The sequence below is a fragment of the Kitasatospora sp. NPDC096204 genome, from assembly GCF_044763205.1.
GTDB lineage: Bacteria > Actinomycetota > Actinomycetes > Streptomycetales > Streptomycetaceae > Kitasatospora.
On sequence record NZ_JBIWFT010000035.1, the window covers coordinates 1 to 15,643 of the forward strand.

General features: G+C 69.6%; 13 protein-coding genes and 3 pseudogenes. 6 read left to right on the forward strand and 10 right to left on the reverse strand.

The genetic code is table 11. From position 1 onward, the window contains the following. Positions 1-439 precede the first annotated feature (439 nt). From ACIQ87_RS30560 to ACIQ87_RS30570, 3 genes are all read right to left on the reverse strand, one after another. Positions 440-736 carry a hypothetical protein gene (locus ACIQ87_RS30560; RefSeq protein ID WP_402412894.1) on the reverse strand — a complete coding sequence of 99 codons (297 nt, stop codon included), beginning with the start codon at positions 734-736 and terminating at the stop codon, positions 440-442. 258 nt (positions 737-994) lie between these two features. Then, positions 995-1,417, reverse strand: coding sequence for a hypothetical protein (locus ACIQ87_RS30565; RefSeq protein WP_402412895.1), 423 nt, complete (start codon positions 1,415-1,417; stop codon positions 995-997). Then, positions 1,418-1,798: a hypothetical protein gene (locus ACIQ87_RS30570; protein ID WP_402412898.1), complete on the reverse strand. Its 381-nt coding sequence runs from the start codon at positions 1,796-1,798 to the stop codon at positions 1,418-1,420. 343 nt (positions 1,799-2,141) lie between these two features. Here ACIQ87_RS30570 and ACIQ87_RS30575 point away from each other — a divergent pair, with 343 nt between their 5' ends. Then, positions 2,142-2,762: a plasmid pRiA4b ORF-3 family protein gene (locus ACIQ87_RS30575; protein ID WP_402412900.1), complete on the forward strand. Its 621-nt coding sequence runs from the start codon at positions 2,142-2,144 to the stop codon at positions 2,760-2,762. A gap of 358 nt (positions 2,763-3,120) precedes the next feature. Here the strand turns inward: ACIQ87_RS30575 and ACIQ87_RS30580 are convergent, their stop codons facing one another. The 3 genes and pseudogenes from ACIQ87_RS30580 to ACIQ87_RS30590 form a co-directional block, all read right to left on the reverse strand. Further along, positions 3,121-5,337, reverse strand: coding sequence for an NACHT domain-containing protein (locus tag ACIQ87_RS30580; protein WP_402412903.1), 2,217 nt, complete (start codon positions 5,335-5,337; stop codon positions 3,121-3,123). A 57-nt stretch (positions 5,338-5,394) separates the two neighbouring features. Continuing rightward, entirely contained in the window at positions 5,395-5,595 is a 201-nt protein-coding gene (locus ACIQ87_RS30585) for a hypothetical protein (protein ID WP_402412906.1), read from the reverse strand. A 472-nt stretch (positions 5,596-6,067) separates the two neighbouring features. Continuing rightward, positions 6,068-7,367 (reverse strand): annotated as a pseudogene (locus ACIQ87_RS30590) (ISL3 family transposase); the annotation flags it as partial. A gap of 133 nt (positions 7,368-7,500) precedes the next feature. Between ACIQ87_RS30590 and ACIQ87_RS30595 the strand changes: the two are divergent. The 5 genes and pseudogenes from ACIQ87_RS30595 to ACIQ87_RS30615 form a co-directional block, all read left to right on the forward strand. Beyond that, a pseudogene (locus tag ACIQ87_RS30595) lies at positions 7,501-7,629 on the forward strand (IS5/IS1182 family transposase); the annotation flags it as partial. 238 nt (positions 7,630-7,867) lie between these two features. After that, on the forward strand, positions 7,868-8,254 hold the full coding sequence (locus ACIQ87_RS30600; protein WP_402412908.1) for a hypothetical protein: 387 nt from the start codon (positions 7,868-7,870) through the stop codon (positions 8,252-8,254). Next, positions 8,254-9,987 (forward strand): alpha/beta hydrolase, encoded by a 1,734-nt coding sequence (locus ACIQ87_RS30605; RefSeq protein ID WP_402412911.1) that lies wholly within the window; start codon positions 8,254-8,256, stop codon positions 9,985-9,987. The genes ACIQ87_RS30600 and ACIQ87_RS30605 overlap by 1 nt, the downstream gene beginning before the upstream one ends. Continuing rightward, positions 9,984-10,598 (forward strand): hypothetical protein, encoded by a 615-nt coding sequence (locus ACIQ87_RS30610; RefSeq protein WP_402412913.1) that lies wholly within the window; start codon positions 9,984-9,986, stop codon positions 10,596-10,598. Before ACIQ87_RS30605 ends, ACIQ87_RS30610 begins: the two co-directional genes overlap by 4 nt. Positions 10,599-10,720: 122 nt before the next feature. Continuing rightward, a complete protein-coding gene (locus ACIQ87_RS30615; RefSeq protein WP_402412916.1) occupies positions 10,721-11,200 on the forward strand; it encodes a hypothetical protein in 480 nt (159 codons plus the stop codon). Between the two features lie 172 nt (positions 11,201-11,372). Here the strand turns inward: ACIQ87_RS30615 and ACIQ87_RS30620 are convergent, their stop codons facing one another. From ACIQ87_RS30620 to ACIQ87_RS30635, 4 genes and pseudogenes are all read right to left on the reverse strand, one after another. Further along, positions 11,373-11,948, reverse strand: a complete 576-nt coding sequence (locus ACIQ87_RS30620; protein WP_402412918.1) for a hypothetical protein — start codon at positions 11,946-11,948, stop codon at positions 11,373-11,375. A gap of 54 nt (positions 11,949-12,002) precedes the next feature. Further along, positions 12,003-12,644, reverse strand: coding sequence for a hypothetical protein (locus ACIQ87_RS30625; RefSeq protein ID WP_402412921.1), 642 nt, complete (start codon positions 12,642-12,644; stop codon positions 12,003-12,005). A gap of 864 nt (positions 12,645-13,508) precedes the next feature. Next, positions 13,509-14,065, reverse strand: a pseudogene (locus tag ACIQ87_RS30630) (DUF6183 family protein). A 546-nt stretch (positions 14,066-14,611) separates the two neighbouring features. Continuing rightward, positions 14,612-15,406 (reverse strand): MBL fold metallo-hydrolase, encoded by a 795-nt coding sequence (locus tag ACIQ87_RS30635; RefSeq protein WP_402412924.1) that lies wholly within the window; start codon positions 15,404-15,406, stop codon positions 14,612-14,614. Positions 15,407-15,643 lie beyond the last annotated feature (237 nt).

Consider the following 15,643-nt stretch of genomic DNA (forward strand, 5'->3'; position numbering starts at 1 on the left):
GCCAGAGGTCTTGGAGGAGGTCGTCAGCCACGACCGTTCATGATCGCGGTTGTGGTGACGCTCTGTGGCTCTGGCACGGAAAGTGATCCAGAACCACGGTTGGGAGATCGCGGACAGCGAACCCGTAGCCAGGATCGTCGGCACCGACCCACTGATTTTCCGCGGAAAATTCTGGAAGGGCTTCGGCGGAGTTCAGAGTGGGATTGACCCGGCGGAGGAGACGACGGGCGAGGATCGAGCAGAAGATCTCCATCTGATTCAGCCATGAGACGTGCAGAGGCGTGTGGTGCACGATGAAGCGTGGGTGGGCTGCCGGCCAGGTCCGGGCGGCGGGCGGCGGGCGGCGGGCATGACAGGGGACGAGCCGTTGTCGAGGACCAGTGCCGTGACCGCAGGGTTCGCCGGAACCGTTGAAGTGGGTCGTTGGGGGATCTGGTCGTCAGAGGGCAGGGAGCGGGCCGGCGCTGGTGATCAGGCCGGTCCAGTGGTCTGGCCGATCGGCTTCTGCCCAACTGATCTCGAGCTCGCGGAGGGTGAGCTCTTCGGCGATGCGATGCATGGCTGCCTGCGCGCTCTCGGGCTCGCCGGAGGTGGTGGGCTGGTCGAGTGCCCCGTCGGCGACGCCTTCCGGTCCGGTGAAGTAGACGGCATACCGCCACCGCTCCGGCGTCCGGTACAGAACGAGCGTCGTCGGAGTTCCGAAGGTCCACCAGTACGGCTTCCGTTTGCTGACCATGCCAGAAAGGTAGCGGGAGAACGCCGCGCCGCCTTGCCCGGGCTATGCGGCTGTGGCCAGTGGCCGTCCGTCGCAGCGGATGCGGGCGTTGGCGTTGGGTCAGCGCAGGTAGGTGTGTGAGTCCGGACCGTGTCGTTGGGGGCTGGGGTTGGCGAGTGTGATCTGCCACAGGGGCCGATGGCTGTGTTCAGGAGAGGCGCCAGCACCCGCGTTCGCCGATGATTGGAGCACCGAACCGGGCGGGGGCCGCCGCCCGTGCTACTGGATGCTCCAGCAGTGCGGATGGTTGGAATCGATGGGGCAGGCGAAGACGTTCAGCTCACCGAATCGGCCCACGACGACTTTGGTGGGGGTGGCGGACCGATGGGCAGGCAGGTTCCGATTCTCTAGCGGCTTCCAGCTGCCGCTGCCGCCGTCCCATTCCGAGCTGTCGATGGTCAGCAGTAGGTGCATCGGCGTGCGGCAGGTCCGGCAGTCCATGGGGTACGGGTCGGTGGCGTGCCAGGAGGCGAAGCCGCCGACGCGCCAGCCGGGCGGGATCGACAGGTCGTACTGGTAGCCGACCGCATGGGCTGCGATCTCGTCAGCCGACCGCATGGCCTCCTCCTGGCTCTCGTCCCAGGCGTCGAGCCGGGCGCACAGCTCCTCGGGCAGGAGGCCGGCGAACGGGTAGCTGACCACCTACAGCTGCGCCAGGCCGATCATCGGCAACGGTTCCGTCTGCGACACCTCGGGGAGCCGGTGCTCCAGGTACAGCTCGGCCAGGAGCTCCCGTTCCTCCTTCGTAGGGCCCGGGCTCTGCTCCCGAGCCCACGCGGCAGCCAGAATCCCCCGGTAGCGGTGGATGTCGGCCGGACGCCGACCGCGCCCCCGGCCGTGGGCCTCACCGCACACCGGCCACGGCTCCTCCGCCGGCCACAGCATCGGACCACCCACCGAGCTGTCAGTCATCGTCGGGCTGCCCGGCCGTGGGTGGAGCCGCGTCGTCGTACCCCGGTAGGCGGCCAGTTCCGGGAAGAGCGCTTCGACATCAAGCGGGCGCGGCGGAGTGGTCCTCGTCATGGAACGCGACCTTAGACACCCGGCGATCTCGGCCGTCGAGCACCCCGGCAGCAGTCTCTGCACCCCTGAAGCTGCTGTCGAAACCGCGTTGTTCGGTACAGTCGGGTCGCGTCGGCCGGGTGGGATGTCCATGCCGGTCAGGATCTGTCCGACCCCGGAGATCCCGTGTCCTGCTGGGGATTCGGCGATCGCCCGCTGGTCCTTGTCCCGGCCCCCACCGTGAACGGGCTGTGCACCGGCATGCTCTCCCCGGAGGCGACATGCGCTGGACAGCGTCACACGGGCGAGTGGGTTGGTGGCGAACGTCCTCGCCGGGGCCGGCGCCACTGGCAGGATGACGGCCATGTCGAACACCAGGCGCGCCGATCCGTCCACCCGCTCCCGGACCGCCGTGGGAACGTCCGTCCATACGATCAAGGTCACCCTGTCCGGCTCCCGGCCTCCGATCTGGCGTCGCCTCCAGGTGCCGTCGGGCACCGATCTGCGGCGGCTGCATGACCTGGTCCAGGCCGCGTTCGGCTGGGAGGACTACCACATGTGGGCCTTCGAGACCGGGCGCGAACGGTACGGGGTCACCGACCGGGACCTGGGAATCCGCAGTGCGGCAACGATGCGCCTCGACCAGATCGCCCCCTGCGTCGGCGCACGGTTCGGCTACACCTACGACTTCGGCGACAACTGGGAGCACGACATCCTCGTCGAAGCCGTAGGAGACGCCGAACCCGGTGTCTCCTACCCGCGTTGCCTCACCGGCCGTCGTGCCGGCCCGCCCGAGGACTGCGGTGGGATCTGGGGCTACGACCACCTCGTCGAGATTCTTGCCGACCCCGGCCACGAAGAACACGAGGAACGCCTCGAATGGCTCGGCCTGGAATCGGCCGACCAGTTCGACCCTGCCGCATTCGATCTGGACGAGACCAACACCGCGCTCGCCGGCCACGCGACCGTGCTGGTCCCGAACTGAGACCTGGCCTTCGCCGGTCCTGATCGCCCCGGCTACCACCGGGGCGATCAGGACCCTCGCAAGATCAAACGCGGCGCTGCACCAGCTTCCGACCGCTGGAATTTTCCGCGGAAAATCCTCGCATCCAGCGCGGCCGCGGCCACGATGTGTCCGGCGTCCGTACGCCGGGTGTGTGAGCCGAGGCGCTGAACACCGAGCGTCTGCCTGGCTCCGCCAGGCGCTGCAGGATTTTCCGCGGAAAATCCTGCAGCGTCTGGCGGGTGACGGAGCAGCGCGATCCGAGCAGTCGCGGACCGCCGTGTGGATGACCAGGGTGAACCCCCCCGCCGTCCCCGGTACCGTTGGGCAGCCTCAGGCTTCAGCCGTCACGGCGCCACCGGTCGGCGGCGAACCGGGAGAGCGCAAGCTCCAGATCGAGCGGCACCACCTCGGTGGAGCCCAGCTCCCACACCCGAATCCAGCCGTCTGCGTCGGTGGGGAAGCTCGGCGTCTTCAGCCCGGGCACCGGCCTCATCGCGAGGCAGTACGAGACGTTCAGATCGGGGGAGCCGGTCTCCACATTTCTGCGGGATCGGACCCTGATCACCCGTGCCTCCGCCACGTCATCCCACCGCAGCCGCAGCTTGCGGCCCTCGTTGAGCTCCACACCCTCACCGTCGATGCGCAGCCGCGTCGCGACCGCTCGCAACGCCAGTGCCCCCAGGACGAGAACGCCGAGCACGGCCAACAGCAGGGGCCGCCAACGTACGGTCAGCAGCCAGGTCTGGCGCAAGTCGGCCTGGATGCCCGAGCCCGAGGACACGGGGGAGACCACCAGGAGGAACACGGCGGTCAGCCCCAGCAGATCGCATGCCGACGCCCATAGGGCCCCGATGCTCCGCACGCTGCTCCTGAGCACCACTGCGCGTGCTCCTGCGGCACTGTCGGGCATCGGGCCCGGCGTCTCTCCGGCAAGACGGGACTTCAACTCGGCGTGCCGGAACTGGTAGATCCCGCCGAACCGCCGCAGCACGCCCAACTGGCGGCCGTCCTCGAGGAAGCCCACCACATCGCGTGGCAGGCATCGACGCCTCGCCAGGATGAGCCGCGTGGCCGTCCAGCGGCCCCAGCGGCTGAGGGCGATCAGGACGGCGGCCGAGCACGACCAGCCGATGACGAGACCGCCACCGATGAGCATCGGATCGCCGTTGAGCCAGTGGAAGAACGCCAGTGAGGTCGCCGCGATGGCCGGTGCGACCACCGTGGATTCGACGAGAGCGATCCTGCGCTCGTCGCGCAGCAACTGCCTCGGCCTGGCCGTCCTGTCGGACTCGGTCGACCGGGTCAGGAGCACACCGGAGAGCAGAGGAAGAAGGAAGACACACAGGGTCGCCGACGTGCTGCCGGGCAGGGCCACGCCGACGACTGTCGTCGCCACCGCCGCCAGGAGCAGCCGTCCACTGATTCCGGCCGTCGGTCGTCGTGGGCGATCGTCGAAGCCGCTGAACAGGTGCCTCGTGAGCACCCTGCCGAAGGCCGTTGTGATGATGGCGACCGCGGCGACGGCACCGAGTACTTGGCCCACGCCCAGGATCCCGAGGCCGGGCCGTGGGGGAGAGACACCCAGGAGGGTGGCCAGCCCCGCGATCGCATAGCCCACCACCGTGCCGTAGATGCCGACGGCGACGATCACGAGGGTGCCCCAGACGCCCGGCTCGGTCAGCCGGCTCCTCAGCTGCCACCACGCGATGTCCTGGGTACGCCGGCGGCGGAGCTCGCCGGCCAGGAAGCGGAAGTACGTGGGCGCTCTGTCGGACTTCCAACGGCGCACCGGCCCGGGGAGGTAGGAGGGACGGGGCCCCTGTGCGCAGACAGCCGGGATCAGCGCGTCCAGGAGATGGCCCTTGATGTCCGCCTCTGCGGGCAGCCGCGTCGCATCGAGCAGTTCACGAGGGTCGGCGTTCCTGGGCGCGTACACCGTTGCCGCGAGCGAGAGCATCAGGGGCGAGGAGAGGGTGGTGGCGACCGGGCCTTCGGAGTCCTTCTCCATCGCGTCGAAGAGCGACTGCCAGGGGCCGAGACGATCCCGATGACACATCTGGGCGAGGTACGCGCGCCCAGCCTCGGGAGTCACCGGGCAAAGACGCAGCACGGGCACATGGCGCAGTACCGGCGAGTCGTCCACGACAGGCTGGTAGGCCTCCGGTCGGGAGGTCAGAATCAGGGGGTCCGTCGTGCCGAGTGCACGCTCCAGCGCCCTTACCGCGTCTTCGCGAGCCAGCGGAGGGAGCTCGTCGAGGCCGTCGAGCACGGGAACGATCCGCTGACCCCGCACCAGTGACGCCACGACCGGCTGATCCAGGCCTTCGACGAGCCTTCCGTACTCCTCGCTGATGCGCCTGATGACCCAGTCCTGGACGCTGGTCCCGGGCTCCCAGTCCGGCATTGCCAGGATGACCGGCACGCTCTCCCCGGAGCCGGGGGCCCTGGCCTTCAGCACCTCGACCGCGATCAGGACGACCAGGGACGACTTCCCCGCTCCGCCAGGACCGGTGACCACCAGCTGGCGTGGCGCGAGCGTTCGGACCCAGGTCACCAGATCCTCAAGCCCGGCCAGTTCAGGACGCTCTGCGTTCGGGTCGTTCCGGTGGCCCTACTCCAGCTCCCAGGGGATTGCCATCGGAACTGGATGGTGCAGACCTCGGGCACTGGCCTCGTCCCGCCACCGATCCAGCACCTCACGGGCCAGCCCGTCCAGGGCATCGTTCTCGGCGTCGGCGTTGGCCGACCGTCTGCTGCGGGAGGCGGGGGAGGAGTTCAGATGGAGGGCGTGGATCTGTCCTGCCTGGATCACGTTCTGGGGTGATCCTTCGCTGTGGTTGTGTACCTCTCCAGTCACCCCGACATGCTGGCAGGCTGACGTCTGTCGCCGACGGGTTTCCGGTGGACCGGGTGGCGGCTCCAGGGAGGCTTGTCAGGGGCAGTGGAGAGTGATGACCTCAGACGATCGTGAGATTTCGAGTCGAACCGTTTCTGCGATCAAAGCGAAGAACACAAAAGACTGTTGTAAACAGCACATAGACACCACGGGTGGGCGCCAGAACCACGGCCGGCGTCTCTACGGCGGAATCCGGAAGCGTTCCGCTTCTTCGGCAGAGTTCAGGACTTCTGCTGGATCGGGCCGATCAGCCGGATCCCCGGCGTGTGCTCGTGGGTGCTCAGATAGAACCCAGTGACGATCATCCACCGAGTGTTCGATCGAACTCCCGGCGCGTTGTACCTGCCACGTACTCGTCCGCTCACGTACCCCGTACCCCGTCTGACGTGATCCAGTCGGTGAGCTTGGTGTCGTTGCCCTCGGCCGGCGTCAGCAGTTGCGCGAACTCTCCGGTCAGACGGGCGAGTTCGGTCATCTCGGGGCATGCCGCAGTGAGTTCCCTCAGCAGTGCGGTGTCCTTGTCGCGCAGGTTCTCGGGGCGGCTGAGGAGGAGGCGGGCGAACCGCCGCGGGGTGGTGACGGGTCTGTCGCCCTCGGCGCGGCCCTGGGTGATGTAGCGGACCAGGAGGTTCGCGCTGCCGGTGTAGCCGAGCTCCTTGATCTCGCGCAGGAGGTGGGTGACAGGCACCGCGGGGTCCTCGGCCCGGCGCCGGCGCAGGTGGTCGCGGTAGGGATCGACCAGCGTGGGCTTGTAGCGGGGTGCGCGGCGCTCTGCGGTGGGCTCCTTCATGCGGGCGTACCGCTTGACGGTGTTCAGCGCGACGTCGAGGCGGCGGGCGCATTCGAGCAGCCCGACGCCCTGGCCGAGCAGGGCGCGGACCTGCTGCCAGCGTTCGCGGGTGGTCGGCTCGCGCACGCCTCCGGGCCTGGCGGGGTTCACGGCGGTGGCCCAGCAGGCGGCGTGGGAGCGGACCTCGGCCAGGACCTTCCCGCACAGGTTGGTCCACAAGTGCCACCTGTCACTGGCCTGCACCGCTTCGTGGAGGGCCTGGCGGATCGCCTCGCCGTAGGATCCGGAGCCGTCCCGGCAGACGTACTCGGCCCCGGGGTGCTCGCGCAGCCACGCGACCAGGGTCTGGGTGGTGCGGTCGGGCAGGACGTCGATCCGCTCGCCGGTCTCGGCGTCGATGAGCGCGGTGGCGTATCGCCGGCGTCGGCGCAGGGCGAAGTCGTCGACGCCGAGCACGCGCGGGACACGCGGCGGCGGTACCGCCTGGCGCATGAGCAAGCGCAGGGCGGTCGAGCGGGAGATCGCACAGGCCAGGATGCGGGAGAGGCGGGCGCCCGCCCGGCCCGCTAACTCCTTCACGATCCCAGCGAGTTGGTCGGTGAGACGGCGCGTGCGCCGCTGGTAGCGCTCGATCGCCGGGGACCTGCTCGCGGAACGTCTGCCGCGGGCAGCCCAGGACCGGGCAGACCATGCGCCGGACCCGCACCGACGCCACGACCCGGCGCCCGTCAACCGGAACGTCCGCGACCACCCGCCCGTGGAAGGCATGCACCTGTCCTGTCGGCTGGCCACATACCGGGCACAACACCGGATCATCCCGGGTCCGAGCCGACACCCGGATGACCTCACCCTCGTCCGCCACACCCTCGACGACGAGGGCCGACAGTCCTGAAAACACCACACTCACAAGCTCGTTGACATCGCGCATGCCATGCCAACGACGACCGTCACCCTTCGTTACCGCCGGATACGGGACAGAGCCGATTACGGGACAGAGCCGATTACGGGACAGAGCCGTTGGCTGGACAGACCCCCGGTTGGCCCGCGACTACGAGACCCTGCCGGCCAGCTCCGAAGCCATGATCCACATCGCCTCGATCGACAACCTCACCAAGCGCATAACGGACGAGACCACACCAATCTGGCGAGGAACCTACTAGAACATAAAGGGCAATCCACTCACTTCAAACGCCCTCTGAGACTCCGGAGATCACACAGTCGGGCAGCGTGTTCGCGGGCCTTAGCAGCCAGGCGGCCCCATGGACGAGCCAAGTCTGCTACGTTCACCGTGCGCGAATATACGGTCACATGTGCGAGTCGTACGCATGTAGCGCCCCTCGCGGCCGAAGCGGTTCGTGAGCGTGGCGTACGTCGGCTGGCAGGGGGGGACGGACATCCATGAACGCGTACGCAGGCTCGGGTGGGCCTTATGCCATCCCGCCGTCCACGTCGTCGGCCGGGCCGTCCTTTGGGGTCGACTCGGCAGACTTGGACACGGCTGCCAAGGCGGCGAAGGACACCGGCGAGGCGATGCCGAATGAGCTCAAGGTCATTCACGAGCCCTCGGACACGGCGGTCGGCGCCATGTCGGGCTGGCGGGTCGGAGCGTCGCTGAAGAGTTGCACGGCCGCGTGGGAGGAGTGCCTGAAGAGCCTGGCCACGGAGATCGACAATGTCAGCATCAAGCTGGGTCAGACGGCGACCGACTATCGAAACGCCGACAAGAACAGCGCCGTGAGCCTCGCCCCCTACGGCGCAGGCGGCTCTCCGCAGGCGGGGAGCTGATGGTCACTCTCGCTCAGCTACGCGACACCGACCTGTCCGGCCTCGTGCCGGCGGCCACCGCGTACGACACCCTCTCCGCCAACTTCAACAAGCACGTCCAGACGATGCATCACGAGGTCGTCCGGCACATTTACAGCGCGAGCTGGGTCGGTAACGCCGCCGGTGCCGCCAATGCTTCCCTGCAACGCACCAGCGAGCGCCTGGACGCGGCGCACACTGAGATGTCGGCGGTTTCCGGGCTGCTGCGCGAGGCTTACGACAGCTTGCTGCTGGCCCAGCTCAAGCTGAAGGAGGCACTGCAGGACGCTCAGAACCGGGGACTGACCGTCGCCGACAGCGGGACGGTGACTTGGCCCGCGCCATCCAAGGCTGAGCAGAACGACCCGGGTTACAACATCCCCGAACAGGCGAAGGCGCTGGCGAACCGGATATCCGGCGCCGTCACCGAGGCCGACAACGCCGACCAGAAGGTCGCAGCGCTCCTGGACGCCCTGACCGAACGCGCGCGCAACGGCTCCGGGCTGGAGACCGACAAGGCCGCTGCCGATCTGAAGGCCGTGACCCAGCAGGGTGTCGACCTGATGTCAGTCGGGTTTCCGCCCGCCGGTACGCCGGCCACCGAGGTCAACGCCTGGTGGAAGAGCCTGCCCCCGGACGAGCAGCAGCGCTTCATCCAGACATTTCCGGACCTGCTCGGAATGCGCGACGGCATTCCGGCGGAAGCCCGGAACCAGGCCAACCGCCTCCAGCTGACCCACCTGCTCGACGTCTACGAGCACAAGCCCAACTTGACGGACGACGAGAAGCAGAAGCTGGACGGCTTCCGCGCGATCGATGCCAAGCTGAAGGGGTACGGGGACCAGAAGCCGCCGATCTTCCTGCTCGGCGTCAGCGAGGAGGGGCAGGGCCGCGGCATCCTGTCCTACGGCAACCCGGACACCGCGAAGAACGTCAGCGCGTACGTGCCCGGGCTGGGCACCAAGCTTTCCGACGTCGCCAACAAGGACGGCGACCGTGCCCGGAACGTATGGCAGGCAACGCAGAACGCCGACCCCACTGCCTCGGCCGCTTCCATGGTCTGGCTCGGCTACGATCCACCGCCGGGTCTGGACAAGCTCGCCGACGGTGACACCCGGACGTTGGACGTGATGGACACCGACCGCGCCGTCAAGGGCGGCGCCGCCTACGACAAGTTCATGGCGGGCCTGCGCGCCACCCACGACGGGCCACCCGCACACCTGGTCGCCCTGGCCCACAGCTACGGCTCCACCACGGTGGGCATGGGCGCGCAGATGCCCGGCGGCACCGGTGCCGACGACATCGTCCTCGTCGGTTCCCCTGGCACCGGCGCGCAGAAGGCCTCGCAACTGAACATCGACCCCAGTCACGTGTGGGTCGGCGACGCGGAGAGCGACCCCGTCAGCCATCTGCCGTCCGCGCCCCGTGCCGCCATGGGCGCCCTGGACCCCGTCCTTGGAGGTCTCGGCAGCGACCTGTACACGGCCGCCGGTGGCCAGCCCAACCAGCTCTGGTTCGGCCAGGACCCGGCCAGCAAGGAGTTCGGCGCCAACCGCTTCGCCGTCCCGTTCGGACTGCCCCAGGAGTCCCACTCCAACTACATGGAGAAACCCGACCTGAAGGCCGGCCCGAACGACAACGCGATCTCGTCCAACAACATCGGCCAGATCGTGGCCGGCAGGTACAACCACGTCACCAGGCAGGACCAGCGATGATCGCATTTCCGAGCAACCCGCTGCCACGGCGCCTGGCCGCAGTCACCGCGCCTGTGGCGCTCGCGTTCGCCCTGACGGCCTGCAGCGCCGTCCACGACGTTGTCAGTTCCTCGCCGTCCACCTCGTTGGTGCCCCCCGAGCAGGCCCTGCTCCGCCTCAACGCCCTCCTCGACGACTCGCTCGCCCAGGTCCGGCCCCGCCCGCAGTACTGGGACGCCTGGCCTCACTCCACCGAACAGAGCGGCGGGATCGACGATCACTCCCTGGGCTACGCCACCGCCACCCGAGACCGCTACGTCATGACCAAGATCTCCCCGGCCAAGTACCCCACCCTGCTAGGCATGGTCGAGCAGGGCTGGAAGGCCAAGGGCTACACGGTCGCCACCCCCGCCGGCTCCACCCTGCCTTCCCTGACTGCCCGAACCCCGGACGGCAACAGCGTCACCATCACCATCTACGAGTTCGGCAACATCGACATCAGCGCGGCCGTCTCCCCTATTCCCGTCATCCGCGACCGCGATCCGTTCGGCACCCCCACGCCCGACCCCGTCATGGCCAACGGCAACCTCGACATCATTCCCAAATACGACGACCCGTTCTGGTCGAACTGATCACCCAGCAGCTCCGCCAACCCGCCCCGGGGCTGGCCCGCCGCACGGCGGGCCAGCCCCGGCCTGCCGGACCATCGGTTGTCCCCTCCGAAGCCCTGCCCCCCTTTCTCCAAAGGCTCCGCATGACCCCCGAACAGGCTGTCCAGGTACTCGACGCGCTCCTCGACGAGACGATGGCCGCGATCCGTCCCCGCCTGCGTTACTGGGATGGCTGGCCGCGCTCCGTCGAGCAGACCGCAGGCCCCGACGACCGATCCCTGGGCTACGCCATCGCGACCCGCGACCGCTACGTCATGACCAAGATCGCCCCAACCAAACACGGCGCACTGCTAGGCATCACCGAACGCGGCTGGCAGGCCCGCGGGTACACGATCACCTCCGTCAACCCCAGGCAGCCGGCCATGTTCGCCACCACCGGCGCCGGGCACGGCGTATGCGTGCTCTTCGGCGCTGCCGGCAACATCACCTTCCAGGCGGCCGTCGGCCCCATCCCGGTCATCCGCGACCGTGACCCCTTCGGCACCTACATACCCGAGCCGACCCTGGCCAACGGCAACCTTGACATCATCCCCCGGTGCGACGACCCATTCTGGTCGTACTGAAAGCCCACCGTGTCCAGGTACCGGTAACCCGGCGTCTGCCGTCCCTGATCTGCGACCGATCAGAACGGGCCGGTGCAGCTCGCCTCAGGTCGCCCAGGTCAGCCGTACCGCCTCGAGACCGGTCGTTCAGCAGCGCCTCGATGAGGGCCGGAGGCCCGGCGACCTTGGTGGCTCACAGGTCGTAGTCGGTGCACAGGACCCATGAGCGGTCTTCGGCCCAGACGTTGACGGGGCTGAAGTCGGCCAGGTCGGCCTCGGGCATGTCGTAGAGGATCTCGGCGTCGCCGAGGCGCCCCGCCCGCACATGGAGGTTGTCGAAGTCGATGGCCCCGAGCGTCATCGGGTAGTAGGCCAGGCAGCGAGTGTCCGGGCCTGCGGGGCTGTGCACGGTGAGGATATCGATCAGCCGGATCCAGGTCTCACGGTCCAGGCTCCCCTCGCTGGGAGGGACGAGCTCCAGCGCCTCGATGAGGGAGTGGCGGCCCGAGCGGCCGAAGCGCCACCACACCGGCCCGAGCGGCCCGCGGGTGGCCAGCAGCTCCAGGGTGGTCGCGACGATGGGCACGGCGTCGTCGTACTCGGGCCAGCCGTCGTCGTTGTCGTCGCGGACCTCCCTGCACCACCGGCCGCGCCAGCAGTCGGCGGACAGGTCCGCGACGGCCTGCTGCCGGTTGGCCAGCGCGACCGGTCCGGCGTCAGCGACGACCAGTCGCCATCGGGCGCGACCCCGCCTGTGCAGCCGCCCCATGGTGCCGTTGAAGGTCCCCTCGGTCGTGCCCCGGTCGTGTCGCGCCGGCCCGGGTCAGCCGGACGCGGTCGCGAGGCGGTGGACCTGGGCGGTCACCAGGTCGCTGCGCAGGGCAGGTGTGTGAGCAGTGTCGTCGGCGGTGAGGAGGAGGGCGCGGTTGTCGCCGACGGCCGCGTAGAGGTAGACACGTGTGAACCCGCCCTGGGACGCCACCGCGCCGGTCGGTGCGACGATGCGGAAGCCCACGGCCGGAACCTCCAGCCCCTCGACGGGAACCGCCTCGACCCGAAGCTGCGGCCCGCCGTCCGCCCGGAAGCCGGTGCAGCCGCCGCCGTACACGGCATGCTCCAGCGCGTCGAAGCGTTCCCGGGACCGCCCGTCGGGAACGTTCCCGAGGTCCGCCAGGGTTCGGTTGCCCAGCACGTTGTTGCCCGTGACGTACCAGCGACGGGCGGAGTTCGGCAGTTGCTCGGAGACGGCGGTGAGGACCGGCCCGCACGCCGGGTACCGCTGGATCTGGTCGGCCAGTTCGGCCGGTGTGCCGGGCACGACCTTGGCGGGCTCGGTCGTGCTGCCCGACGGTAGGTCGGCAATCTGTAGGAGCGAGGCGTCCAGCTGCTCGCGGGACAGGGGTGCGAGCGGCAGCCATGGCGCGGCCGACGAGGCCGGCGGGGGCGCCGGGGCTGGTGGAGCCAACGGAGACGCAGCGGCACCATGGTCAGGACCGGCCGGAGGCGGGGACCCCGGGGTCGGTGCGGACGAACAACCCGCCAACAGGCCGGTCATCGCCAGCATCACCGGCGCCACACGGACGACGAACCGCGTCAAGGGGATGTCTCCTGATCTCCCGTTTCCCGCCGGACAACGGCCTGGCGGAACAGGCCGGGACGGGTACGGTCATTATGATCATTCGCCCGAGCGGCACGCGCGGCATTTTTCCCACGAACGGCACGGACTCGACAAGGCCATGGGCCGCCCCGGTCAGGCCCCGGCGGACGGGCCTGCGGCGACCGGCGCCGCCGCCTCCCAGGTACCCGTCCGGGTCCGCGAAGGACCCCGCGGTGCGAGCTGGCCGTGGCGGTGTACCGGGCGACCGCACCCTCCCGGGCCGACGGGCAAGTCGGCTGTGACTGTGCACATCTGACCGGGTTTTCGCGTTACTTGCCCAACCGGCGAGCGGTTCGTGATCGGCTGGGTTGATGTTCATCGGAACGGGAGGCGTCGGCGGGGGCGGCGCGACATAGTGCGTGGGTGACCGCGATTCCCGCCCATCTGGACCTGCCGGCCCGCCGACCCGGGTGTCGTCGTGGACGGCCGCCCAGGCCTTGCCCTCGGCGCCGGCGGTGCGGTGCGCCTCGTCGATGACCACCAGGTCCCAGGGCGGAAGCCCGAAGTCGGGTGGGCCTGGACGATCCGCTCCAGCGACGCTTAAGTGGCGTACACCGTGACCGGCTCGCCCGCCTTCTCGGCGGCGACCAGGTCCGCGATCCGCGGGGCCTGGGTGGTCACCCGGGCGTGGACGCGGCCGCCCGCCTCCTCGACGCACGACCAGTTGCCGACTCAGTCGGTGTCGGTCGCAGCGAGCACGGCCAGGCGCCGTCGACCTGGGGAGAGCGCGGCCAGACCAATGTCCCAGGCCACCTGCTCGAACCATTTGGTGTCGGCGCCGAAGCCGTGCCAGACGCAGTCCAGCACGTGCGCCTCGACCTCAGAAGCGCTGGTTCCTTCTGGGCTTCCGGCCAGCGCGGCTAGGGACTGCCAGGCCGCCAGACGGCCGTAGGCACCGTAGGAGCCCGAGTTGTACGCCCCTCCCGTTGACGCCGCGGCGAAGAGCACTCGCCATGCCTGGGCCGGCGGACGGACAGCAACTGACAGAGGGGTTTTTTCCCCGCCCCGTGCAGACACTCCAGCCCCAGCGCGAGGAGCACGGCCGGGACGGACTCGGCGTCCAGGGGTTCGGCGAGGTCGAACGCGCGCGCCTCGATGCGCCCGTTGGACTCCTTGGCCCAGTTCGCCACGGCCGTGCCCATCGCGGTGGCGGTGGCCAGGGTTGTCGTCTCCTCTGCTGCCGGCACGGAGATGTCCCCTGAAGCAACGCCCCCTACCTCCCAAGCCACCGGAGCCGAGCCCGCGCGGCTGCCGCATCCGGCGCCCGTCGAGCACGGCGGGGACCGGTCCCGGCGCTCGCCAGGACCGGTCCCAGCTAAAGATCCGCCAACTCGCCATCAGCAACCGGCGTCAACGGCAACCCGGCCAGAGAGTGCTCAGGCCCCGATCGCCAACTCTGCGGACGCCACCCGGAGAAGAACCAAAGCGGCCAGCAACACCAGCGCCGCTTGGTGGCGGGAGGGGACCACCTCCAACAGGTCGTGTGCGATGTTGTTTCGAAGGTTCGGCCCGGCGGACGGGGCGGCGAGCTGCATCGCCTGGCCGCCCGCCACACCACCAACCCGCCGGGTGCCGAGGTCCGCATCGCGGCACGGGCCCGCAGGACGCACGCCCCGAGGGGCCGGTCCGTGAATCGAAGGCGACCCGGCACCCGCCGCTCGTAGCGGCTATGTGCTATGGCCCGACACCATCGCGATGTCGGGCCACAGCACGTCTCCGAGCAGGATCACGCACGGATCGAACGGCGGTCCGTGCGACGGGCTCACCGGCACCGATCAGGCGGTGACGAAGCGCCGGTGGCCGTCGGCGGCGAGGATGCGGCCGAAGCGCATGCCGGGGAAGTGGGCGGCGACCAGCAGGTCGTCGGTGTCGGCGACCTCGTCGGCGATGCGGTTGCGCACGGCGGAGGCGGCCGCCGGGTCGACGTCCCAGATGACCTGCCAGTCGCGTTCGGCGAACTGGACCACGGAGTGGACCACGTCGCCCAGCAACAGGGCGCGCCGGCCGCCGCCGGAGAGCACGTACACGGTGGTGCCGGGGGTGTGGCCGGGCAGGTGGAGGGCGTCGAGGCCGGGGGCGGGGGTGAAGTCGGCGTCGAACAGCTCGAGTCGGTCCTCGATGGGGGTGAGTTTGTCCACGGTATCGGGCCGGGCGGCCTGCCCGGTGACGAAGTACTCCCAGTCGGCGCGGTGGGCGCGGTAGGTGGCCCGGGGGAAGACGGGCCGGCCCTGGACGGCGGCCCAGCCGATGTGGTCGAAGTGCAGGTGGGTGAAGAGCACGTCGGTCACGTCGGCGGGGGTGACGCCGTGGGCGGCGAGCGAGTCGAGGAACTGCCCGCCGCGGTACTTGCCGTCGTCGAAGGGCCCGACCCCGGCGTCGACCAGGACGGTGCGTTCCCCGCTGCGTACCAGGAAGCCGCCGAGCGGCAGGTCCAGGGTGCCGTCGGGCCGGCGGTGGTGGTCGTGGCAGGCCCACGGGTCGTCGGTGCCGGGGCGGGTGAGGATGTCGGCGGCCGTCTCGGTGCCGACTCCGTCCGTGACCGCCAGGACCTCGATGTCGCCGATGCGCACGTGCGTACCCCTCCTGTTGGCGTCGGCCGCCGCTGCCCGGGGCCGTGGGCTGCAACCGCCCCGGGCCGCGCGGGATTCCCGCACCCCGGAGGTGCCTCAGATGCGGCCGGCGGCGATGAACACCGAGAGCGCGGGCAGGGCGGCGTCCGCCGCGATGTACCCGGCCCCCTCACGGGGCCGAAGCCCCTGGTCAGGGGTGTCCGTGAAAGCGAATCAAGCCCAGTGGTCATGGGGAGC

What these genes read in the sequence shown, in the direction of transcription:
- ACIQ87_RS30575 (WP_402412900.1), top strand. Translation starts at nt 2,142, where the DNA reads ATGTCGAACACCAGGCGCGCCGATCCGTCCACCCGCTCCCGGACCGCC.
- ACIQ87_RS30610 (WP_402412913.1), top strand. Translation starts at nt 9,984, where the DNA reads ATGATCGCATTTCCGAGCAACCCGCTGCCACGGCGCCTGGCCGCAGTC.
- ACIQ87_RS30605 (WP_402412911.1), top strand. Translation starts at nt 8,254, where the DNA reads ATGGTCACTCTCGCTCAGCTACGCGACACCGACCTGTCCGGCCTCGTG.
- ACIQ87_RS30570 (WP_402412898.1), bottom strand. Translation starts at nt 1,798, where the DNA reads ATGACGAGGACCACTCCGCCGCGCCCGCTTGATGTCGAAGCGCTCTTC.
- ACIQ87_RS30620 (WP_402412918.1), bottom strand. Translation starts at nt 11,948, where the DNA reads ATGGGGCGGCTGCACAGGCGGGGTCGCGCCCGATGGCGACTGGTCGTC.
- ACIQ87_RS30600 (WP_402412908.1), top strand. Translation starts at nt 7,868, where the DNA reads ATGAACGCGTACGCAGGCTCGGGTGGGCCTTATGCCATCCCGCCGTCC.
- ACIQ87_RS30560 (WP_402412894.1), bottom strand. Translation starts at nt 736, where the DNA reads ATGGTCAGCAAACGGAAGCCGTACTGGTGGACCTTCGGAACTCCGACG.
- ACIQ87_RS30615 (WP_402412916.1), top strand. Translation starts at nt 10,721, where the DNA reads ATGACCCCCGAACAGGCTGTCCAGGTACTCGACGCGCTCCTCGACGAG.